Source organism: Caballeronia sp. LZ001 (assembly GCF_031450875.1).
In the GTDB taxonomy this organism is placed as follows: Bacteria; Pseudomonadota; Gammaproteobacteria; order Burkholderiales; family Burkholderiaceae; genus Caballeronia.
The window spans coordinates 356,530-376,799 of the sequence record NZ_JARTVX010000001.1; the positions used below are offsets into that span (position 1 = coordinate 356,530).

Genomic DNA, 20,270 nt, shown 5'->3' on the forward strand with positions numbered 1-20,270 from the left:
CCTGAGCATCAACCGCCGTCGTCGCCCTGTACCAATACGCTGCGTACCGATCAGGAAAGCGAATACCGTAAGTTATTTACGGTTAGCTCCAAGGTCGCCGTAACACCTCAGAATTCAAGTCAAATTTGCTTTCGAGCGCGCTTAAAAAGCGGTTTCCGACGCAGAACATCGTCAACGTCGTGGGCGTGCGCCGTCAAGAAAGCAGCGCCCGCAGCAAGCTGCCGGTATCTACCCCGCACGCTGCGCTCTCGACCAAGGGCCGCACAGGCATCACATGGAACGCCATCATCGAATGGACTGTCGACGAGGTGTTCACTGAGATTGCCGCGGCCGGTCTCGCGCTGCACGAGGCCTACACGGTCTACGGCGCGTCGCGCGTGTCGTGCGCTTACTGCATCATGAGTTCCTTGAACGACCTGCGCGCCGCAGCAAGCTGCGCGGACAATCACGACGTCTACCGCGCGATGGTCGAACTGGAGGCCACGTCGACATTCGCGTTCCAAGGGCAGCGGTGGCTAGCTGACGTTGCACCGGAGTTGCTCCCCGCTTCTCTGATGGCCGCGATCGCGCGCGCCAAAGGCGCCGCCGTTCAGCGGCAAGCCATCGAGGCGGAGATTCCCCCGCATCTGCTGTTCACTTCAGGCTGGCCGACCGTCCGTCCGACCCTTGACGAAGCAAAACTGCTCGCCAGCGTGCGCTCCCGCGTATCGGCGCTCGTCGGCATCGAGATACAGTGTGCGGACGCCACGTCGGTGCTCGAGCGGTACGATGAGTTGCTGGAAAGAAGCAACAGCGCACCGGAAATCGTCCTGCAGCCGCAACAAGCTTCCTTCGCTTTTTAGAACGCACTGCAGCATGCACGACCGGACCCCGTTGGGCTCCAGTACACTCCCCGCACGGAACAATAGCGAGAGGACGCGGCGCATGGATGAACCTTCTGAAGTCATTGCCGTGAAGCACGAGGACGGCGGCTGGGTCTGGTCGATTACCGCCCCGGATGTCGCTGAACACAGGATGAAACTGCTGCGCCAGTCGCTTCGGGCTTCAGCTACCTATGAGCAGGCACGCCGAGAGGCGGAACTCGCTCTGGACGAGCTACGGGACGGCCGCTGACGCAAGAGACGGTTGGGAACGCGCGTTGCACTATCTCGGGAAAATATCAGAGGTTCACGCCCGTGCCCGCCGCCTCATCTACACCGCCGCTATGGACCACTCGCGCATTTGCGCCGGTCACTCCACCCGTCTGCGTGCTGATCGTGGACGACGACGATAACGTCTCAAGCGCCATGCAAGTCGTGCTGGAAACCGAGGGATTCAGGGTGCGGGTCGCTGACTCCACTTCGACCCTCAAGCTCATTGGCCTTTGGATCCCTCACATTGTGGTTCTTGACATCGAGATGCCGATCCGGAACGGCTTTGACCTGACGCGAACGCTGCGGCAAATCGCGCACATGCGCCTGGTTCCGATCATTGCTCACACATCGCTTGCAGAAGACGACGTCGTGACGGAAGGCATAGCGTCTGGCATCGACGCGTATTGCAACAAAAGCAATCCGCCCACCACCCTCCTGACGCTCCTTCGCCATATGACGCCCCTGTCGCTCACATCGTAGGCAGAAAAAACGCCACGCCCCGGAAGTTCGGGAGCGTGGCGCTGGTCGAAAGATTTGCCAAAAGCTTATGGTGCTGTCGGGCGCACTCTTACCTGAGAAGGATTAAAGAACAACGCCACGCACTGGAATATCCTGAACGTGATTTTTATTCAAAGCTCGAAGCGACGCCGCGAAAAGCAAGCCCCAGCCTTCCTATCAAATCGTCACTTCGCCTCATTAAGGGCAGGTTTGCGCTTCACCTCGAAGCGCTCTGTACGACACTTGACGCATTTATGCGTGCACATCGTGCGACGCATCGGATCGACTTCAAGTGGTTGCCATTCATGCGCGCACTTCGGATTTCGCCAGCGATCAATCCGATCAGCTACCAAGAGAGCACAGTAAGGCCCGAACCCAAGAAGAAGCGGTACGAGAGAGATGCGGCCAAAGCCTGCCAGGCCAAGGCCCGCGCACGTCAACGTGCCAACAATCGCAAGAACGCAAACAAAAATCTCGATATCCAACATGGATGTCTCCAGGTAAATCTAGTAGATCGGCGCTCGTCTCTGCCAGTGAAATAAGGCGCAGTGCCCATCGATTGAACCAATCCGATGCTATCGGTCGGCCGACGACAAACTTAATCGCAAAGATGCGAAAAAAAAAGCGCCACTCCCCGGAATTACCGGAGTGTGGCGCTGAGCGATAGGTTAGGCGAGAGACAGCGTAAGCTGTGACTCCACGCAGAAATATGCAGGGTCTGGTTTTGCTCCCTCCAATGGCTTCGAGATCTCCCAATGCAACTGGGCGTCACTGAAGCCGCCTAGTCCGTACAGCAACCGGTCCGCGTCTTCTCGTTAGCACAAGTCACCGAAGGCGAAACTGTACGTGGTCGGCGCGCCTTCGCCGTCACTCACGATGCCAAGCCTTTGAGCGAGCTCGTCCGCCCGCCGAATGCGCCACTCGTCTTCTCCCTCGGGCGCACGCGTTACGGTGATCCGAGTCGCGGCCGGAAGTGAAGTGGCCCCACGCATAGCATCGCGGAAAGCCGGAATCGCCTTTTTCGCGAAACCCGGCGTTTCCATCTCGATCGGATAAGCAACCTCAGTAACGAATGAACCGACCGCGTTGTACTGCCAGCCTGCATGACGCCACGGCGCTGAACCGATGGCAACTAGCCGATTTTCATCGTCGATCGCATGACACCGCACCTCCGGCATACGATCCATCGCTGCTTTCAATGCGCGCGGAACAGGAACGTCGATCTGCACGGTCCCGCTGTCGTATTCCTTCAAGATCCGCCACACGCTAAGCGGCCCATCATTGCCGAAGATTGAAAGCAAAAGCTCGATGTCCGCGTGCAGGAAGACGTTTAAATTGCCTGCGGCCAATTCTTCCGCTCGGGCTTCGAAACCAGCCCGGACGAGCGACGCGCGCACATCAGCGAACTGCGTTTCCGGCACCGTCGCGTAGAACGACTGCGACAGCGAAAGCTCGATCGGTCGATCCGCGAGCATGAATGGCCTGGCAAGCTCCCGCTGCCAACTGGCTATGTAGTTCTCAGGCTTGATCGAGCCGGCCTTGCTTCTCAGCGAGCCGCCCTCGCAGCTCGTCGCACGCCCGAAGATCCGTCGCATAACATCTGCGTACGATCCGAACGCAACCGCGGACCAGTTATCCTGGTGCGGATAGACGTTCGACTCGTAGCCACGTTCGAACAGCGCGTAAATCCACTGGCCGTCGGCTTTCGCAAACGCCGCCGCGCGCTTGCCCGTCAAAATGGTAGAACTCATGCTTTGCTCCAATGAAACGCGGAGCAGCCCCAACGGGCTGCGTACCCGCTGGGGTTAAGAAGAATAAGCCGACCCCTTGCGGTGGTCGGCGGTCATTAAGCAGCGATCTTCGCCTTTCGGCTCTTGCTCGCTTTCTTGGCAGGAGGGGTTGGGACTGCATATCCGAAGCGCGCCCACGCAACAGGGTCCAGCGGAATCGGATTGGTACGGCCCGTTTTCAAATTCACGAAGACACCAGAAAACGGTATCGCGCCCGTCCTGAACATCGTCCAAAGCAGATTGAACGCCTGCACGGCAATCGCCTGATTGATCACCAGCGACTGCTTGCGCAGCGCCTCGGCCATCGAGCATGAGGGCGTGTCATCTTTCGCATCCAGCGAAGCATCGATGAGTTCCGGAAACAACTGCCCCACATGCGGCAGCCGCTCCGGATTTGCACGCTTCACCTTCTGGTAACCCGCCGGCTCCGCCTGCCCGATGACGACCTGCCCTCGGTCTGTGTCGTTGCCACAGTCGAGGTAGTACACATCGCAGTTCTTTGTCGCATCGACAATCGCACGGCGAGCCGCGCGCGTATCCACGCATCCGATGACCAAATCGACTTTGTGGCAGGCCACGCTTTTGGTAAAGCGCTTTGTCTCGGCCCGCCAGTTCGTGCCCATGAGCATGTTCAAGCGGTTGACGATCAGTGACGCTTTGTACTCGCCGACGTCGTTTGGATAGAAACCCTGCCGACCAACATTGGTTGGGCTCACGCGATCGTCGTCGAACACCGTGCACTCAATCCCGCTCGCGTGCCCCAACTCCAACATAGCGTGATGCAGCCGGGCAAGGCTCGGTAGCACCGCGCTACCAGTGCCCCCAGCGCCCACTACGATTACATGCCAGGCTCGCTCGACCATCCGAGACGGCAACAAGTGATGCAGATTACCGTTCATACCGCCTCCGTTGCGTCCGTAGCAAGCACCATCTTCACTGCCGCATACCATGCTGCTGGTACGCGTTCGACGGTTTCGAATATGCCCTTCGCACACAGACGCAACGCCATACTGGGCGTCGTAGACAGGCAGTTACCGATTACGAGCGAGAACTTGATCTCGTGCAGGTCGTCAGCATCGTCCGTCGACGAGAAGAACGCCGGATGCAGACCATGCGAGTGACAGTCCACCACTCGCACCTCGTTAGCTCCGAGCACAGGCGGCTCGTAACGTAGCGCGGCCGTTGAATGCGACAGAATCGTCACCGGTGCCAACCGGAACTGACTCGTTTCGCGATTCCAGACAATCCATGCCCCCGTCTCGTTGGGTGAAGCCTCGCGCGCCATGCGTGCGAACTCACCCACGAGCGTTGCCGGGAAGTGCTCGCACACCAGTTCCGTGGACTGCGCAACCTCGCCATACGGGATCGCAGTGGGAACAGCGTACGACGCGATGCGTCGCACCAACGTGAGCCACGGCTGATTGACTTCGAGAAAAACGCCGTTGGCCGCGATCAGCAATCGCTCCCCGAACGTCTGCATGGGTGCCACCGGCTCACGCCGGGGAACCATGACGGCGGGAAACGAACGCTGCAAAGCCGCGTCAGCGGCATTCATTGCAGAATGCATATCAAGCTCCAAGTTTCCCGCCGATGAGATCACCGACGGTTTTATTCATGGGAATGAGAAGATCTTTCGGAAAGGCATCGGCATACTGCCCGTCGAGCATCGCCTGCCAAAAGGCAAACTCGCCCTTCGGATGATTGATGCGTTTGCCACCATGATTAGGGTGCGTGAAAGCAGATTCGAAGAAGCCGCTCTCCCACCCGGCGATCGACGCGATGTCGATGCGCTTGGGCACGTGGGCGGTTCCGATACAAATCTTTCCCCAGTCCCAGGTGTTAAAGTAAGGCGGTTCGTGCAGCGTCGAATCCGGGTTCGGGCGGCTGTCCTCTCGCAGCGCGAACACGCTAAATCCGGTCGGCGCTGCATGGAACACCAGGCTCGGATGCGGCACGATCGCGGTGCGCTTGCCCAGCTCGCGACAGTCAAAAAAGACCCTTCGCAAGCCTGGTCTGCACCACCACGTAATCGAGCTCTGGCTTACGGCCAGCACCGTTTCCGGCAAGAACTCCGCACGTGGCGCTGTGTTGGCCGCCAGTTCATTCAAACAACTCAGCAACGCCGCGCGATCGATCGGCCGTCCGGCACCAATCGAAGGGCGATCGTCGTCGCGCTGAATCGGATGGACGGTTCCATACACCGTCTGACCGCCTTCCTGCGCGTACAACACGATCGCGCAACTTGCCACGACGTGCGCACCCGATCCGGGGCCAAGATTCAATTTCATGGGTGACCTTGAAGGTTAGCGTGTGACCAGCGTAAGTACGCGATCGACGCAATTGAGAATGGAAAGCCCAAGCGCCCAGTCCGCGTATTGCCGGCGGATGTCATCGGGCAACTGCGCGAAAGGCACAAAGCCCAGATAGACCGAACCATCACCGCCCGAGTTGAAGTACTCGTAGTGGCTGTCGAGCAGGTCCCCGATGTGCTCGTTGTCCTGTGCGATCAGGGAACACGCCGGATAAATAGCTTCCGGCCGGACGGCATAGTCGAAAAGCGAACGGCGTCCGGCGCGCTGCAGCAGCAGCGTCAGCGTTTCGAGTTCAAGACAAAGCCGGCGGATCCAACCATGCTGGAAGCGGCGGATACGGCGCAGCGCCGCTATCCCCAACGCGGCGTTTGCGATCCAGCGCCCCTTGATCGGAGACCAGGTTCCAACGTCGATGTCGGCCGGGCAAAGCTCGTCGCGCACCGTCGAGGGCAAGAAATGCTCGATGGCGTCCTCTTCGTCGCCGAAGCGATCCTTGAGCACCTCGACCACTTCCTCGTCAGCCGCATGCGGGTCCCCGTCCCAGTAGAACTGGGCAAACATGCCGAGAAATTCGTCCGGTGTGCGAATCCACACGGTTCGGCTCGAGGCGCGATTGATCAACACGAGCACCGTCTGCAGCAGCCGGGGATGAACCCGACGCAACGCGGTCGAATGACCATCCAACTGCCAGAGCTGATCGCCTTCGTTCTCGATACCGAGGTATAGCGACGACGTGGGCGTGAACTCATGCGCGTCGTAGTGATACTGGATCTGCTCACGAACGGCCTCGACATCGCACAGCGTGAAATCGAGCTCGAGCCGGTTCCACCTTTGCCGATGGCGCTTGGCGAAACCGAAGAAGCCGTGCGCGAGCGCGTCGCCTGCACTTTGGAAGGTCGGAACGTCACGCGCGCGCAAGCAACCAGACTCGAAGTGCGCCTGGGCGAGTGCCGTGAGATCTGGCGACGCGCCCCATTGCATCACTGCCTTGCCCGGCACCCTCTGAGACAGTGCCGGCAGTGTCAGAAAATCATCGGCAGATCGGTGTCCGGCAGCGGCAGAGCGTGGCGGTTGCCAGTGCTCTCCTGAGTCAGCGACCGTTGAACCAGTCGCGCGAGGATCGAAGAACATGCTGCGATCTCCTTGTCATGAAAAAAAACCGCCCTTTCGGGCGGCTTCTGATGGTTGTGCGCTGCGTCCGTACCGGACAGCGCTTTAAACAGATCGCGCTTACGCATGGCCGCAGTTGGGCAATCCTGCACCCTTGGCACCCACCGCACGCACGAATGTGAAGCGCAACACATCGCCCTCCGTCGCCGGTCCGTCGATCGCCGCGGTCGTCAGCTCCGGGTACTGCGCGGAGTAGAGATCGCGGACATCGTCGGGCGAAAACGTCGGCCCAGGATCGGGGAATGTCACGCCGTTGTAGACGAACTCGCGCGTGAGCTTCGCAATTTGAATAGCCATTTCTGCTCCTTAGTCGAAAAGCGATGCGAGGTTAGTCCCGGTGTCAGCCGGCGCCGCCGATGCCTCCGATGCGGACGATGCGCTCGGGGCGGTGCTCTGCCCTTCATCGCTGTCGCTAGCGTCGTCATCATCGTTCTCCGCATCGGTGCTCGATCTGCCGGGCGCCGGCAATGCCGGCTTGCTGCTGCCCTTGGCCAGCGTCTTGGTCGCCTTGGAGACTTGCGTCGTCTTGGCGGCCTCGAGGATGGCGGTGGTCGCAGCAACCTGCTCGGCGAGCGATGCGTGCGCGCTGCTATAGGCGGCGAGCGCGTCTACAAAGCCCGCGTCGAGTTCAGCTGCCATTGCGGTGAGCGCGAGCGGCTGAAGCATGGCGGCGTCTTTTGCCGTGCCTTGCGGCATGACACAGACAACCATCTCGTCGCCCTTCATCTGCAAGGACAACGTGAGCTTCGTGCAGTGACGCAGAAGCGGTTCAATAGTTGCAAACATGGAAAACTCCTGAGAAAGAAAAAAGACCGCCATCCAAAGGATGGGCGGTCTAAAAAGAATGGAAACTACGGTCGATGCTCGGGCGAGCCGCGCAATTAAAACTTGAGCACCTTCGGAATCTTGCCCGTGTAATCGAAGCCTTCGACCGCCAGAAGCGCGTCAATGACTTCGGACTTGGACTTGCCGAAGACCTTTTTGAAGTTGTCGCCGAGCGCGGCACGAATGCCGAGTTCGTCAGCGACCACCATCATTTCCGATTTCGTAATCAACTCCAGGAACTCTTTGCAGAGCTTCCAGTGCTTCGTGATGTCGAGACGATGGTGTTTGCAAAGACGCGTGAGGTGCTGGACGTCGAGACCCTGGATCGCTGCGATAGTGACACCAGTCACGGCGTGCGCCATCTGTGCGTCATCGGCTGCAGCCGTAGCGGCCGCGGCCTTAGTCACGTCACCCGCCGGGATCTGCTCTTGCGTGAGCTTTTCCCAGATGCCCGAGAGCGTCTTGTGATCGACGCAGCGCATCTGGTCAGACAGCGCAATCGCAACGAGGTATCGCTGGGCGAGTGCGGGATCTGCACCCACTTCACGGCGCAGGGCTTTACGCCATAACGCCACGCGGTACGCTTTCATCTTGTCCGACTCGGCCACCACCGTCGCCGGCGGATTGCTCGTCGTTGATGCAGCGGACGAACCGGCGGTACCCTTCGCTGCTGCAGGCGACGCTTTCGCGCCCCCCTTCGCTGTTTCGAGCTTCGGCTGCGTCGCCGCTTTCACCGCCTGCAGTTGCGCTGCGACCTTCTTCATGTTGCAAACCGTGTCGAAGCATTGGCCCTTGTAGACCTTGCCTATCGAGTCAGGCAGGCCGCTCACCGCCGCGCCGTAGTTCTGGCACGCGTGACACGCCCTGGCCTGCTCTTCGCCAACGCCTTTTGGACCGTCGACGGCGAGTTGCGCGCGCGTGTGGTTGTCACCCGCACGTACGATACGCACGACCGGATATTCGTCGCGCAGGCTTGCCGCCGTCGCGTCGAGCGTCTTTTCGGTCTTCTCGTTGTAGCAAGTGCGGTTCGTACAGTTGCCTGTACCAATGGACTCGCCGAACATCTCGCCCTGTGTGGACGAGTTATGCGGGCATCCGGCGCAGTCGGCCTTGTCGAAGATCGCGGCAGCCAATGAACAGGCGACCTGTTCGATGGTTTTCTTGACCTCCGCCACGGATTTCTCCTCCTTGACGATCACCGGCAGCAGCTTGTCCTGCGTTTCCTTCGGAAGCGCGGCAAGCAACTCGGCGTGGCCCAGCAGGATCTGGCGCGTGCTAAGTGCATCGAGCACGGCCGTACTGCAGTTCATCAGCGCAAGACGCTTATCGAGCGTCGCGCGCGACCAACCGAAGATGCGCGAGACTTCGTCGCGATCGCCTTTGCACAGCCCGACCTGCTCGGCTGCCGCGACCGCTTCTTCCGCCGGCGACATGTCGGCCCGCTGGATGTTCTCGATGATGGCGAGCTGTTTGGCTTCGACCTCGTCGATCTCCCTGACTACCACCGGGATCTCGTAGTCCTCGCCATGCGCCGCAAGTGCAGCCTTAAATCTTCGGCCGCCAGCGACGAGCGCGTAACCACCGTCGGTAAGCGTTCGCACGATGACCGGCTGAATGACGCCTTTTTCACGAACGGACGCAGTCAGCTCTTCCATCTCCGCCGCATCGAAATACTTGCGGGGATTGACGCTGACCTGGATGTGCTTGAGCGCGAGAGTAGGTTGTTGTTGCATTGTGGGGTTCTCTTGAGAGGGAACCCACCCCTTCGGGAGTGGTTCCCGAAGGGTTGAACAACGTGGGCCGACGGAAAGTCGGCGCTGAGTCGATGCGTCAGAGACGCGGGTGATGAAGCAAAGATAGCGGTTTACTTAGCCGTTTTACCTATGAAAGCTCACAAAAACATACGCTCTTAAAGCCAGTCCGGCCGACTCTCGGACGCGGCCACGTCGACGGGCTTTCCGCGCTGCCACGCGCGCCGATGCAGTCCGACGAGGTCTCTTGCGATTTTCTTAGAGTCCTCTGCCGATAACGCCAATCCGAACGATTGAGGCGCCTCGCCCTCCTCGGCAACCTTGAAGAACAGGGTTGCGTCACGATAGCCAGGCGCATCTGTCAGATTCTCATAGCTACAGTGGTGAACATGACCTTCGGGAGGCAGGGACTCTTGCGCGGGCTTTTCCGCGAGGTTCCAATTTTTGATCATCGTCTGCCAACGAACCGCGCCGTTCGGAAAGTAGTCGTGCACTTCGGCTGATGCTGAATTATCGAGCCTCAAAACGGCCAGACAGTGCTCGAATAGCTCGTCATCGAGCTGACGCAACGTTGTCAACGCGAACGGAAAATCGTAGCCGTTGTACAAGCCCACGAGAAAACGTGCGATGACGCCCGCGTCGTCGCTTGGCCCCTCGGCCACGCGAAGCAGGTACGCGAGGGAGTCAAGACCCGCATCCCTATCGCTCGCTCGTATCTCCGCAGCCCGCTGTGCATTGGTCGCACCGCTGCGCGCTTTTTCGAAAAAGTCTTTCGCCGTCTCGCTAAATGCGGCAACGAGGTGTTCGGGCACTTCAAAGGTGATTCTGTGCATTTTCGTTCGAGCGATCTGGTCGCGAAAGAATTCGAAAGGGACAGCCAACGCAAGGCCGTTGCCATATGCTGCCACAGCCTCGGATCGAGGATGCCGTATCGCCCGCAACTTCAACCTACGGGATGCGGACGAAAAAAAACCCGGCGCGCGGCCGGGTTCGTGTAGGAGATGAGCGGATAAAGCGGCATCCGAAGATGCCGCCCGCTTCATGCGATTGCCGTGATCGGCGTAGCGATCGAGCGTGATAGAAGCGTCGTAACCGCTCCCGCAAACGTCCACTCGCCGAATTGCTGTTCGTGGCTTTCGTGCACAAGCCGGTCCAGGCACAGCACCTCTACGCCTTCGACCTGCACTTTGCCAAGAATCTTCGCCATGACGGCCCGGTTCGAGCCTTCGCGCTTGACCGTCACGACGCCGTCGCCTACCAGTACAAATACATTTGCGTCTTTCACGCAGCCTCCTTCAGTTGTTTGCGCATGTCGCCCGCCGTGCTGTCGGCGAGCAATGCAAGGTCATCGACGAAGCGATCCAGCAACGAGTCCATATGCAAGAACGTCTCATCCTCAAGCTCCGGTGTCGCCCAGTCCAGGCCCGCCTGCGTCGCATCACGTTTGTGCGCGACCATCTGATCCTGATAGATATCGATGCTTCCTGGCAGATGAAAATACACGACCTTTAAGACCCCCTTCCGGTTCCAGCGCAGCGCGCGCCGCATCGCTTGATACTCGATGCGCCACGTCCACGACCGGTCATAGAAGAGAATGTAGTCGGCGTTCGGCAGGTTGTAGCCCGCGCGCCCCGACGCCTTAGTGGCCATCAGCCCGGTTGCCAGTCCCGTCAAGAAACGCTTGTCCTTATCGGCCACGCGCCGCTTGATCGGGATCTCACCGTGAAATGGCACCGTCTGCACGCCGTGTGAATCAAGCTCACGCGCAAGAAGATCGAGCACACCGGGATTCTCGGCAAACACGATCGCTTGCTTGCCCTCCGCTGCGATCGCCTGCATGCGTTCGACCACCGCGCGCTGCTTGCTCGTCAGCCCGCCAATGCGATCGACACCTTCCATCCCGAACTGCGGATAGTTAGCGGCGAAATGCACTGCACGGATGCGAGCCAGGATCGTCACGAGGTTGCACGCTTTCTTGTCGTCACGCGAATTGCGATACCAATCTGCAAAGTCGTCGGCGGCACGCAGATATGTCGCCAGGTGCTCGCGATCCCATTCAACCGTTTCCACCTCGAATTCAGGCGGCTCGATCTGGATGTATCGCGACACTTCCGGCTCTGCAACCAGCCTGCGCTTGATGTGCGACGCGAGCATCGCCCGGTACCGATGAAGGTTGCCGATCTTCGGCACTTCGCGCTTGGCCCCATCCTGCAGGCTCTCCGCGAACTGCCATGTCACCCACTCCAGCACCACGAAGTCATCCCTGAATCGGTCGACGCCGCGCATCGCGTACTCAACCGAGTTGATCCAGTTCTGCTCGAGGTATCCGACGCGGTACCCGTACGGTTGCGCTGCCGTGCCGTCACCACGCGAGAACGCAATGAGACCGAATGCGTCACGCGGATAATTCGGGATCGGCGAGCCTGTCAAAACGTAGCGCCGCCGCGCCGAAAGTTGCCAGAGCGCACGGCTCTGGTCACTCGTCGGATTGGCAAGACGCTCACCCTCATCGGCCACCAGCAGGCCGATGCGACGACGAAGCCGATGCGCATATGTCACGCGCGCGGATTTAGCTTTGTCGACGGGCATGCGCAACCGCTCGTACGAAATGAGATTGAACTGACGTAGATCATTCAGATCCGTGTCCGACTCGATCACCTTCACGTGGTCCGCCTCGATTGGCAACTGTGCGATCTCTTTGAGCATCTCGTCGATCAACCGAGATTCCACAACGATGAGACCATGCTTGACACCCGAGACAAGGATCAACGCAAGGGCGAGGCGAGACTTCCCGCATCCCTGCTCCCACGCGACCACACAGCCAGTTGGCTTCAGTAGCGTCTCGACCAGATCGTCAACCTGAAACTCCCAATTGAGCCACCGATCAACGCCAAGCGACTTCGCGCGCGAGCGCAACGCCAGCGCCTGATCCGGAAAGCGCGTGCACAACCCTTCGTGCACCACCTCCCATCCCTCGCTCACGTTATCGACTGCGAATCGCGTGTTGAGCTCGTCGACGGATAGATGATAGGAGACGCCATGCAGTGAATACTGGTATCTGCCGTCCGCCACGCGCTCGAATTGAACGGTGTCGCCCGACTTGATGAGCGGACTTGCCCAGCGTGTGACATCCACCTTGTGGGTTTCCTTCGCCGCGCCGGCGACGTTCTCACGAGAACCGGCACCGGTGGTCCATGCAACATGGCGCAGCGGAACCGCCTGCCGCGCGCTTCTGCCCATGCGTCTACGAAAGTGCTCCATAAAACCGTGAGCAAATTGAGGCTCGCCGCCTACATTGCGGATTCGATTCAGCAACTGTTCGAAGGCCGCAACCGGATCATCCTGCACGAGATACGTTTCCAAATCGAGCAGGCCTTGACCCGAGTAACGGAATCCCCGCGGGAGCCGATGCCCGTCGCGCGAATAGATACGCTTCACGAAAACCGCATTGAGGACCATCGCTTCGTTGAACCCGCAGGCGAAGCCCAAGCGAATGCGCCGCCCATCATGCGACACCTTCACCGACTTGTCGCCTGTCACTGCGCGCGTGATGAAAGCAACGCTGTCGTCCAGCTTCTGCAGTCGCAAGCGCGCGTCCCCGAACGAGCGATCTTCGAAGTGCAGCCTGAGATCCGGGCCAGGCTTCGAGAGGTCTTCAACGATCGCACGGACAAAATCCGATGGACGATCCCGGTAGCGATCGAAGACCACCACTGCGGTGCGCACGTTGGCGCCTTCCAGTTGGAACGCGTTGGCAGGAAGTTCGAACAAGCCCGCTGCACGGCGTTTCAATCTTTCACCTTGCTCCCCTGCGACCATCGACTCGGCGGCCGTAATCGGAAGGAGCGCGATGACAATGTTTGCCCCCTCGAGCGCCTGATGCACCGCATAGTCCTGGCTGAGCGCGCTGGTGTGCGCGCCATACCGGCCCCACGTCGTGCATTCGAACGATTGAAGATGTGGCGATTCGAGGTGGATCGAGAACGGCGGATTAATCAGCGCGATATCGAAGCGCGTTGGGTGGATGTCCTCCATGCCCGCCTGCCGGAATTCGCAATGAAACCCCGCCTCTTCGAATACCTTCTGGCACTGCTGGATGACATCGGCGTGGACATCGACGCCGTACACGGCATGGCGTTCCGGGTCTGCGTACTGTAGGAGTCGTCCAGAGCCGACCGAATTATCCAAAATGCGGATGCGCCGATCGACCGTCCAGCCGCTGACGAAGCTCCACGTGAATGCGGCAATCGCATCCGGCGTGAAGAACTGCCCCAGGTGCTGCCGGCGCGCTGCGGCCAGTTCGCCCTGATGCGCGATTGAAGGCGCTTGCGAGCCGAGACTTCGAATCGCACGCAACGGCTCGTACCAGTCTGGTTCAAACGAGAACAGATCTCTCTGCATGAAAATGCCTCTAGAAAAGAAAAAACCCGCCGAAGCGGGTCGAAAAGATGAAGGAGTTGACGATCAATACCGATCGCGCGAGGCGAGATACTTAGCGCCGAACTCGCTGATGAAGATCGACAGTGCATCGCCCACGTGGTGCGCGAACTTGAACTGCCATTTGTCGTTGAACATCACAATCTCCAGTCCGGTGAAAGTAAATTCTCGCGAGTGGAAAATGTCAAATGATTGATGCTGAAGTTGCGCAGGCTATTTGCGAGCGCGCCGAAGCCATGCTTGTCCGTAGAGGTCGCCAGGCCCTGAAAGGTTGCATAGACAGATGACTGTGAGTGGTAGTGAACCTCACGCTCGCCCTTTGAACGGAACGAGGCTTCCGAAGAAACGCGCTTTTCCAGAATCATTGCGCTGCTGGTGCGCTTGATCTCGGTATCTGGCTTCAACCAGAAGCCATCGATGAGCGCCTTCGCTGCTTGCTCAAAGGCGACCTGCTCACCGGCTTCACCGCCGAACGTCTGTTCAAGATGCTTCCAGAAGCCGTCCAGGTCCGGAAGATGCCCCTTTCGCAAAGCGCCGCCGACATCAAGTCCGAATCGATCGGTCTCGTGAGCCGAGTCGATCTCGATTCTCCCGCCGGCCGGCGCGAACTTGCGGCTAGCCTCCATTACCAAGCGCGATACCAGCCGACTGCAAAATTTCTCAAGCTCCCGCTCGACCTTGTATTCGCTACGGGCGTCCATGGCGGAATACTCGGTTCTTCCGTCTGTGAAAGCATCTCGCTCGGCCTGAGCGACGGCACCGTAAGCTGCGGCGGCTACCGTTTGAGCGTCTTTGAACTGCTGGATCAAGTGGGTAAACATGCGAATGCTCCGTTACGGATGAGCAGGCGCACGCCCGCTGTGGGGACATGCCCCTGCGGGTTGATAGGAAATGTGTGACGTGGCGAATTTCGTTCGCCAAGGATCGATGCGCACGTTGCGCGGGTGATAACGGAACAATATCCGCGTAAAGCCGGAAACGTTTACGCGAAAGGCGAGATATTAAGGGTCCTTCTAGCGACGCTGCCCGTATCTCGTCCTTGATTTCTTGCGGCTAGGCTCTTGAACCCCTGTTCCATCGACGACTACGGCTTCCCAGTCGGCTAGGAATTATCATGATAATTCTGGTTTGGTGGAAAGAGCGCGGAAAACCTGTCGCTTTCTGCCCTTCACATTACAGCGGCCCTTCAGAAATCGTTGGTTCAACGCCGCCTTCCCCATCGAAAGACGTAAGCATTTTGGTCGCTTTTGTGCGTCCTACACTGTCTTGCTACGACGAGAATCAGTCTGTGCACGCGCGTGCGTGAGGCCCATAACAGACGTCATGAAATTGAGTCACATCGTCACCGTCGCCACCCTTAGTGCATCAGCCATCTGCTCAATTGGCGCGATTGGCCTCGTCGCTCGGCAGTTCACAATCGAACGGTCTGCCGTATTGGTTATGGCGGATACCGAAATCACGGCGCGACTTCAGGGACTGTCCGACGCGATAGAGCACTTTCCTACCAGTCAGCATCAACCGTTACTTTCGACATACGGCTTCAACGATGAGAGCGCACTCGCGCAGGCTCTCTCCGCGCAGCGTCGCGAGCTTGATTTTGTACAGCAAGCGCGCACCGTCGAACTCACTACCAACGACAAGCGATTGACCGTCCTACTCGCGGCCTGTGGTTTTAACGCGATCGCCGCGATCGTCGGTGCGATCGCGTTTCATGAGGTGGTCGCCTCGCGCCGCCGCCGCGCAAGCGCATCCGCGGCGGCCGCATGACAGCCTGCATACCGCGTTGAGACACAGGCTGTCGCTTCAGGCCGCCAATGACCGCATCTCCTCGTCTTGCGAATAGGACAATGAACCTGATCGTAGTTAGCTTCGAAAACTTCACCAAGGATCCCGCTGGCGTGCGTGCCAACTCGGAGCCTTCTCCAGGATTTCCCGATAGCTGGATTGACGCGTTGGTCGGAACCGGTTCCGTGTTCTCACGCGACTACGCCGCCCCGGGCGCCGTATCAACGATCGGCCTGCGATTTCCGACGGGTGACCACGCCGAGCAGTTCTGCCTGAGCGTGCGCCAGGTAGCCAATCTGCTTGGCACCCGGGCGCACATCCACAAGGTCCCAACGGATCAAATACAGCTCACATTGAGCGAAGCGGCAAGACATGTCCCAAGTCTCCTTTGACGGCATCACCGTTACGCTGGAGGAAGTTCAAGACAATCCCGCAAGATACGTTCGTCAGCTCGAACGCGCGAAGAAGTCTCCGGGATATGCAGTGTGCCGATGTAAGCTGGTCGCCGGCGGCACGCCTCTACGTTTGGTCGTCCGACGTTACGGCGCGCTTTTCCATCTCGCCAGATGGCCTGATGAGGGGCCAATCCACGACGCGCATTCATGTAACTTTTATGCCGCAGCATCGCCGAAAGGCAGCGCGAAGTCCGATGCGTTAGAGGCGATCCGCCAAACGCCTATGGGCCTGAACGTCAAGCTCGACGCATCTCTTTCAGTGCGAACGGTGGAACGCTCGACACGAACCACTGGCAACGCTTCAGGCACGGGTCCAACACGCCGCGCGGCGCCCTTGCTTGGATTCCTGCAGCGGTTGTGGCTTGAGGCTGGGCTGAACGTTTGGTCAGGCGCACCCGCACGCAGTTGGGGCCAATGCAACGCTCAGATTCTGGCGGCGCTCGGCGAGGGCAAACTAAACGGCAAGCCGATTCAGGACGTTCTCCACGTCATGCGCCGTTACGATGAGAACGAAGCCGAAACCATCACCGCCGAATTCGAGACTTTTCTCAATCGAATCACTACCACGTCAGAAGCGTCGCAGCGCGGCTTGGTGATTGCCGAACTGCGCGGTGTGGACGCGTCGAAGTACGGATATGTCGTCAAGCTTCGCCAGACAAAGCGTACGTTTTTCGCCTCCAAGGCGGTCATCGAGACGGCCGCCGCGTCGTTCCGATCTGCCTGGGCGATGGTTGGTGACGCCACCGCTCGTGTCGTGGCGCTGGGCGTAATCGAGCGAACGAAAGAGGGAAACCTCCGTATCGTCGAAATGGCACTGCAACTGTGCAGCAGCAGCTTTTTGCCATGTGATTCGAGCTACGAGGTCGCAATGTCCAACCGGCTCGTCGCCGAACGGCGCCGTTTCACGAAACCTTTGAGGCTCGAGTCTGGCGAGGCCATGCTACCGGACTTCCAATTGACGGATACCGCGATTACGACTGCGATCGAGGTCTACGGCATGGTGGGAAACCCACAGTACTTCGCGCGGAAGAAGGAAAAGCAAGCTCTGTACGCTCGCGCGGCGACGCCTTGCATCGAATGGATACCGCCAGCCGAACTCGCCGCTGTGCGACTCCCCGCCGCCATGACTTGACACTTGAGCTTGCCGGGATACGTTTGAGGCACGTCAACAACTGCTGAGGAACTATATGGGCTCGAACTCGTTTTTCTTGAAACGCGCTACTGCGCGCGATGCCGATTGGCAAGTCAGCTACCCTGCCCTCACCATGGCAAGTTCCATTGACCCGGTCGATGAGCGACGCAAGCAGATCGTGGTCGCGGCCGCCGACGACACCCACGTGCGTATGGCCTTCTTCAGCACCCTCGGCGCAATCCTCGATTTCGAAGCGACGTGGCAGGAGATTGACGAATCCGCGCGCGGCTGGCTTGCGTTCACCCTTCGTTGGAACAGGTGGTGGCTGCCGAATCGTGACGCGGCGACAGCGCTCGAGCGCCACGCGTCGGTGCCAACGGATTTCCAGATCGCGCATCGGACGCTCGACGCTGGTCTTCTCGACACCCCGTCATTTCGCTCATACCTCGAAGTTATTGAACAACACTATCGGCGCGACGGAACTATCTCGCGCGTGCTTTTTCCAGCCGATCAGACTCTTGTCTGACTCGAATTTTCCGAATGACCGCGCTCGCGCTTGTGCGCCGGATAAACGCACGTAGCTGGCGTCTATCGATGAGGCGGGAGCAGGTCGCAGTGAGCCTGATCAACGGTGGCATGCTGTTCTGTGACACGCATGTTGAGCGCGCCTACTTCGCCGATGACGTCTGAGCAAAATCACCTTCTCACAAGCTACTTGGGAACGCAATGAGCGATACGACGTCCATTGAATGGACCGACAGCACCTTTAATCCATGGTCCGGATGCACAAAGGTGTCGCCCGGTTGCGACCACTGCTACGCTGAGTCCATGATGGACACTCGGCTTCATCGAGTTCAGTGGGGTGCGGGTCAGGCGCGGGTAAGAACGTCGCCAGCTAATTGGCGCAAGCCGCTGCAGTGGAACGCGCAGGCCGATGCGTTCTTTGCCAAGCACGGAAGACGCCAACGCGTTTTCTGCGCGTCCCTCGCAGATGTGTTCGATAACGAGGTCGACCCCCAATGGCGCGTAGACCTGTTTGATCTCATCGACGCTACGCAAGATCTCGACTGGTTGCTTCTGACAAAACGCATCGGCAACGTACTGCCGATGATTCAGGAGGTAGCGGAGCGTCGCTCAGATCGCATGTGCCTACCGTCACCTCGACTACCGGACAATGTCTGGTTGGGCGCAACGATCGTCGATCAGCGCGAAGCCGACCGCGATGTCCCAAAACTGCTCGCCACGGCCGCACGCGTGAAGTTTCTGAGCATGGAGCCGCTTCTTGGCGCGGTGAAGATTAGTGAGTGGCTGAAACCCGGCTATCCCCATTGAAAAACTGGCTTTTCGGTCAGCGTCGAAACGAGTGATGGCTACTGTGCTACGTGTGGCGGCCACGTTAGCGATCCGATCCATGATCCGGGCCGCCATGATTCTCTCGATTGGGTCATCGTCGGCGGAGAAGGCGGGCATGGTGCCCGGCCGATGCACGAGGCTTGGGCTCGATCCCTTCGCGATGAGTGCGCGGCCGCCGGCGTACCCTTCCTCTTCAAACAATGGGGCGAGTGGTATCCGACATCAATCGCGATCTCGGCCGAAGGCGGCAAGCGGATGGCACGTCTACCCGACGGCGAAGAAACCACGCTTGCCGATCGAAACGGTGTCGCTGGCATCGGTTATCACGAGTGGGCTGCCACCGCGCAAAACAGTGCGCCTTCTGCGGCAGTCAGTATTGCGCTAGGTAAGAAATCATCCGGAAGGTTGCTCGACGGGCGATTGCACGACGGCTTCCCCCAGCACGTCATCGCATGAGCAACGTTCTGAAGTTTACTCGCAGGCCTGTGAGCGTCGCCGAACGGGAAGAACGCTCGCAAGATGAATGCACCCATCGACAGATCAAGGTCCATCCAGTCGGCAGCGTCGTCTGCTCCCTCTGCGGCGCGATGCTCAGCCCATTTTGGGCATTGGCGATGCTCTCCAAGCAGTACGGGCTCGCCCTTGCTCAAATCGATCGGCTGAACGCTCGGTTGGCACTTGCTGACGCACGCGTGCTGAAACTATCTGAAGAGCTCGACGCACTTGCCCCTTCAGAAAGAGCCTCGAAACAGTCGCCAACCGAGACTTGACCGAGCAGTGATCAATGGTGCAATAGGCTCATCGGAAATCTACGGAGCAGCACCATGAAACAGACGTTTGAATGCGGCCACACCGGGAAGGGAAAGCATTGCCACGCGTGCGCCGCGGCCGAAAAGCGAAAAGGCGAGCAGCTGCGCGCTTGTGAAGAAAAACGCGCAGCCAAACGCAACTCGATTGCGGCCGACCCCATTGACTTGTCCATCGTTCGGCATCTCTCAGCAGTGCAGCGCGAAGCACGCGAGCTGCTCGCGAAGGTCAGCAGCGGCGTTCATCCATTTTCTCTCGACGGCAAGTTCATCAAATCGTCCGCGGGTAAGCTTCTCTCCGTGCCCGTCGGCCGATCGTATCGACTCCTTTTCGACGCGCCTACATTGTTGCCCCTGCGCCTCGTCAGCCACGAAGACTACAATGGGATCGCAGCAAATCGTGTAGCAGCGTAGTTCGCACGCACACCAACCGTAGATCCTCCCTGCGGAGCGCATGCCAATGAAAGTCGATCTCGCTCTAGCCCTGAAAGCCGCGATCAACGCGTTACGCGATATCGCCGAGAGCAAGCGTATGCCGAACGGCATGGCGTTGGATGAAGATCAATGCGAGCTTCATCGCCGCTCGGCCGATGAACTTGAAAAGCAGGTCGCCGCGCTGAAAAGCCTTGTGGACCGCCTGTGAGCTTAAAGACGTCCCCGCCTTACTGTCGTCTGACCGGCCAGCACAATGACGACGACGCGATCGCTCCGGATTGCATCCCCACATAGCTGCTCGTTTCCAGTCGTCGGGTTTTGGCGAGGATTGCGCGGGTGCGGTGCTCGCTATAATGCATCTCGCCTACATAATTCATCTCGCCGCCCG

Annotated in this window: 25 protein-coding genes and 1 pseudogene; 12 read left to right on the top strand and 14 right to left on the bottom strand. The window is 59.2% G+C overall.

Features of this window, described 5'->3' with window-relative positions; genetic code table 11:
* Positions 1–125 precede the first annotated feature (125 nt).
* The 3 genes from P9292_RS01575 to P9292_RS01585 all read left to right on the top strand — a co-directional run bounded on the left by P9292_RS01575 (position 126) and on the right by P9292_RS01585 (position 1,613).
* A complete protein-coding gene (locus P9292_RS01575) occupies positions 126–842 on the top strand; it encodes a hypothetical protein (RefSeq protein WP_309852050.1) in 717 nt (238 codons plus the stop codon).
* 82 nt (positions 843–924) lie between these two features.
* Positions 925–1,113 carry a hypothetical protein gene (locus P9292_RS01580; protein WP_309852053.1) on the top strand — a complete coding sequence of 63 codons (189 nt, stop codon included), beginning with the start codon at positions 925–927 and terminating at the stop codon, positions 1,111–1,113.
* A 143-nt stretch (positions 1,114–1,256) separates the two neighbouring features.
* The gene (locus P9292_RS01585) at positions 1,257–1,613 is read left to right on the top strand and encodes a response regulator (RefSeq protein WP_309852056.1); all 357 of its coding nucleotides are present in this window, start codon (positions 1,257–1,259) and stop codon (positions 1,611–1,613) included.
* Positions 1,614–1,816: 203 nt separating this feature from the next.
* Here P9292_RS01585 and P9292_RS01590 read toward each other — a convergent pair whose 3' ends face one another.
* The 14 genes from P9292_RS01590 to P9292_RS01655 all read right to left on the bottom strand — a co-directional run bounded on the left by P9292_RS01590 (position 1,817) and on the right by P9292_RS01655 (position 14,737).
* Entirely contained in the window at positions 1,817–2,119 is a 303-nt protein-coding gene (locus P9292_RS01590; RefSeq protein ID WP_309852059.1) for a hypothetical protein, read from the bottom strand.
* Between the two features lie 327 nt (positions 2,120–2,446).
* Positions 2,447–3,415: a hypothetical protein gene (locus tag P9292_RS01595; RefSeq protein WP_309957842.1), complete on the bottom strand. Its 969-nt coding sequence runs from the start codon at positions 3,413–3,415 to the stop codon at positions 2,447–2,449.
* Between the two features lie 62 nt (positions 3,416–3,477).
* Positions 3,478–4,320 (bottom strand): PRTRC system ThiF family protein, encoded by an 843-nt coding sequence (locus tag P9292_RS01600; protein ID WP_309852062.1) that lies wholly within the window; start codon positions 4,318–4,320, stop codon positions 3,478–3,480.
* Complete coding sequence (locus P9292_RS01605; protein WP_309852064.1) at positions 4,317–4,976, bottom strand: PRTRC system protein A; 660 nt, start codon at positions 4,974–4,976, stop codon at positions 4,317–4,319. The genes P9292_RS01600 and P9292_RS01605 overlap by 4 nt, the downstream gene beginning before the upstream one ends.
* A 13-nt stretch (positions 4,977–4,989) precedes the next feature.
* On the bottom strand, positions 4,990–5,709 hold the full coding sequence (locus P9292_RS01610) for a PRTRC system protein B (protein ID WP_309852067.1): 720 nt from the start codon (positions 5,707–5,709) through the stop codon (positions 4,990–4,992).
* A 15-nt stretch (positions 5,710–5,724) separates the two neighbouring features.
* Positions 5,725–6,714, bottom strand: a complete 990-nt coding sequence (locus P9292_RS01615; protein WP_309852250.1) for a PRTRC system protein F — start codon at positions 6,712–6,714, stop codon at positions 5,725–5,727.
* A 41-nt stretch (positions 6,715–6,755) separates the two neighbouring features.
* The gene (locus P9292_RS01620) at positions 6,756–6,971 is read right to left on the bottom strand and encodes a hypothetical protein (protein ID WP_309852070.1); all 216 of its coding nucleotides are present in this window, start codon (positions 6,969–6,971) and stop codon (positions 6,756–6,758) included.
* Entirely contained in the window at positions 6,964–7,200 is a 237-nt protein-coding gene (locus P9292_RS01625) for a PRTRC system protein C (RefSeq protein WP_309852073.1), read from the bottom strand. Before P9292_RS01625 ends, P9292_RS01620 begins: the two co-directional genes overlap by 8 nt.
* 9 nt (positions 7,201–7,209) lie before the next feature.
* Positions 7,210–7,689, bottom strand: a complete 480-nt coding sequence (locus tag P9292_RS01630; protein WP_309852077.1) for a PRTRC system protein E — start codon at positions 7,687–7,689, stop codon at positions 7,210–7,212.
* 95 nt (positions 7,690–7,784) lie between these two features.
* Complete coding sequence (locus tag P9292_RS01635) at positions 7,785–9,461, bottom strand: PRTRC system ParB family protein (RefSeq protein WP_309852079.1); 1,677 nt, start codon at positions 9,459–9,461, stop codon at positions 7,785–7,787.
* 176 nt (positions 9,462–9,637) lie between these two features.
* Positions 9,638–10,387, bottom strand: a complete 750-nt coding sequence (locus tag P9292_RS01640) for a hypothetical protein (protein WP_309957844.1) — start codon at positions 10,385–10,387, stop codon at positions 9,638–9,640.
* 131 nt (positions 10,388–10,518) lie between these two features.
* Positions 10,519–10,764, bottom strand: coding sequence for a hypothetical protein (locus P9292_RS01645; protein ID WP_309852085.1), 246 nt, complete (start codon positions 10,762–10,764; stop codon positions 10,519–10,521).
* On the bottom strand, positions 10,761–13,880 hold the full coding sequence (locus P9292_RS01650) for an SNF2-related protein (RefSeq protein WP_309852088.1): 3,120 nt from the start codon (positions 13,878–13,880) through the stop codon (positions 10,761–10,763). Before P9292_RS01650 ends, P9292_RS01645 begins: the two co-directional genes overlap by 4 nt.
* A 173-nt stretch (positions 13,881–14,053) precedes the next feature.
* On the bottom strand, positions 14,054–14,737 hold the full coding sequence (locus tag P9292_RS01655) for a hypothetical protein (RefSeq protein WP_309852090.1): 684 nt from the start codon (positions 14,735–14,737) through the stop codon (positions 14,054–14,056).
* A gap of 502 nt (positions 14,738–15,239) precedes the next feature.
* On the opposite strand from P9292_RS01655, the gene P9292_RS01660 reads away from it, so the two are divergent.
* The 9 genes and pseudogenes from P9292_RS01660 (at position 15,240) to P9292_RS01700 (ending at position 20,090) form a co-directional block, all read left to right on the top strand.
* The gene (locus P9292_RS01660; protein ID WP_309852093.1) at positions 15,240–15,683 is read left to right on the top strand and encodes a hypothetical protein; all 444 of its coding nucleotides are present in this window, start codon (positions 15,240–15,242) and stop codon (positions 15,681–15,683) included.
* An 80-nt stretch (positions 15,684–15,763) separates the two neighbouring features.
* Positions 15,764–16,093: a hypothetical protein gene (locus tag P9292_RS01665; RefSeq protein WP_309852095.1), complete on the top strand. Its 330-nt coding sequence runs from the start codon at positions 15,764–15,766 to the stop codon at positions 16,091–16,093.
* Positions 16,074–17,288 (top strand): DUF1173 family protein, encoded by a 1,215-nt coding sequence (locus P9292_RS01670; protein WP_309852097.1) that lies wholly within the window; start codon positions 16,074–16,076, stop codon positions 17,286–17,288. The genes P9292_RS01665 and P9292_RS01670 overlap by 20 nt, the downstream gene beginning before the upstream one ends.
* Before the next feature lie 55 nt (positions 17,289–17,343).
* The gene (locus tag P9292_RS01675; protein ID WP_309852100.1) at positions 17,344–17,814 is read left to right on the top strand and encodes a hypothetical protein; all 471 of its coding nucleotides are present in this window, start codon (positions 17,344–17,346) and stop codon (positions 17,812–17,814) included.
* 14 nt (positions 17,815–17,828) lie between these two features.
* Complete coding sequence (locus P9292_RS01680) at positions 17,829–17,978, top strand: hypothetical protein (RefSeq protein ID WP_309852102.1); 150 nt, start codon at positions 17,829–17,831, stop codon at positions 17,976–17,978.
* 36 nt (positions 17,979–18,014) lie between these two features.
* Positions 18,015–19,097, top strand: a pseudogene (locus P9292_RS01685) (phage Gp37/Gp68 family protein).
* Positions 19,094–19,411 (top strand): hypothetical protein, encoded by a 318-nt coding sequence (locus P9292_RS01690; RefSeq protein WP_309852105.1) that lies wholly within the window; start codon positions 19,094–19,096, stop codon positions 19,409–19,411. The pseudogene P9292_RS01685 and the gene P9292_RS01690 overlap by 4 nt, the downstream one beginning before the upstream one ends.
* A 54-nt stretch (positions 19,412–19,465) precedes the next feature.
* On the top strand, positions 19,466–19,861 hold the full coding sequence (locus tag P9292_RS01695) for a hypothetical protein (protein WP_309852108.1): 396 nt from the start codon (positions 19,466–19,468) through the stop codon (positions 19,859–19,861).
* A gap of 46 nt (positions 19,862–19,907) precedes the next feature.
* Positions 19,908–20,090 (top strand): hypothetical protein, encoded by a 183-nt coding sequence (locus tag P9292_RS01700; protein ID WP_309852111.1) that lies wholly within the window; start codon positions 19,908–19,910, stop codon positions 20,088–20,090.
* Positions 20,091–20,270: the final 180 nt, after the last annotated feature.

What these genes read in the sequence shown, in the direction of transcription:
- P9292_RS01580 (WP_309852053.1), top strand. Translation starts at nt 925, where the DNA reads ATGGATGAACCTTCTGAAGTCATTGCCGTGAAGCACGAGGACGGCGGC.
- P9292_RS01590 (WP_309852059.1), bottom strand. Translation starts at nt 2,119, where the DNA reads ATGTTGGATATCGAGATTTTTGTTTGCGTTCTTGCGATTGTTGGCACG.
- P9292_RS01600 (WP_309852062.1), bottom strand. Translation starts at nt 4,320, where the DNA reads ATGAACGGTAATCTGCATCACTTGTTGCCGTCTCGGATGGTCGAGCGA.
- P9292_RS01605 (WP_309852064.1), bottom strand. Translation starts at nt 4,976, where the DNA reads ATGAATGCCGCTGACGCGGCTTTGCAGCGTTCGTTTCCCGCCGTCATG.
- P9292_RS01610 (WP_309852067.1), bottom strand. Translation starts at nt 5,709, where the DNA reads ATGAAATTGAATCTTGGCCCCGGATCGGGTGCGCACGTCGTGGCAAGT.
- P9292_RS01615 (WP_309852250.1), bottom strand. Translation starts at nt 6,714, where the DNA reads ATGCAATGGGGCGCGTCGCCAGATCTCACGGCACTCGCCCAGGCGCAC.
- P9292_RS01620 (WP_309852070.1), bottom strand. Translation starts at nt 6,971, where the DNA reads ATGCGTAAGCGCGATCTGTTTAAAGCGCTGTCCGGTACGGACGCAGCG.
- P9292_RS01625 (WP_309852073.1), bottom strand. Translation starts at nt 7,200, where the DNA reads ATGGCTATTCAAATTGCGAAGCTCACGCGCGAGTTCGTCTACAACGGC.
- P9292_RS01630 (WP_309852077.1), bottom strand. Translation starts at nt 7,689, where the DNA reads ATGTTTGCAACTATTGAACCGCTTCTGCGTCACTGCACGAAGCTCACG.
- P9292_RS01635 (WP_309852079.1), bottom strand. Translation starts at nt 9,461, where the DNA reads ATGCAACAACAACCTACTCTCGCGCTCAAGCACATCCAGGTCAGCGTC.
- P9292_RS01650 (WP_309852088.1), bottom strand. Translation starts at nt 13,880, where the DNA reads ATGCAGAGAGATCTGTTCTCGTTTGAACCAGACTGGTACGAGCCGTTG.
- P9292_RS01655 (WP_309852090.1), bottom strand. Translation starts at nt 14,737, where the DNA reads ATGTTTACCCACTTGATCCAGCAGTTCAAAGACGCTCAAACGGTAGCC.
- P9292_RS01660 (WP_309852093.1), top strand. Translation starts at nt 15,240, where the DNA reads ATGAAATTGAGTCACATCGTCACCGTCGCCACCCTTAGTGCATCAGCC.
- P9292_RS01665 (WP_309852095.1), top strand. Translation starts at nt 15,764, where the DNA reads ATGAACCTGATCGTAGTTAGCTTCGAAAACTTCACCAAGGATCCCGCT.
- P9292_RS01670 (WP_309852097.1), top strand. Translation starts at nt 16,074, where the DNA reads ATGTCCCAAGTCTCCTTTGACGGCATCACCGTTACGCTGGAGGAAGTT.
- P9292_RS01675 (WP_309852100.1), top strand. Translation starts at nt 17,344, where the DNA reads ATGGGCTCGAACTCGTTTTTCTTGAAACGCGCTACTGCGCGCGATGCC.
- P9292_RS01680 (WP_309852102.1), top strand. Translation starts at nt 17,829, where the DNA reads ATGACCGCGCTCGCGCTTGTGCGCCGGATAAACGCACGTAGCTGGCGT.
- P9292_RS01690 (WP_309852105.1), top strand. Translation starts at nt 19,094, where the DNA reads ATGAGCAACGTTCTGAAGTTTACTCGCAGGCCTGTGAGCGTCGCCGAA.
- P9292_RS01695 (WP_309852108.1), top strand. Translation starts at nt 19,466, where the DNA reads ATGAAACAGACGTTTGAATGCGGCCACACCGGGAAGGGAAAGCATTGC.
- P9292_RS01700 (WP_309852111.1), top strand. Translation starts at nt 19,908, where the DNA reads ATGAAAGTCGATCTCGCTCTAGCCCTGAAAGCCGCGATCAACGCGTTA.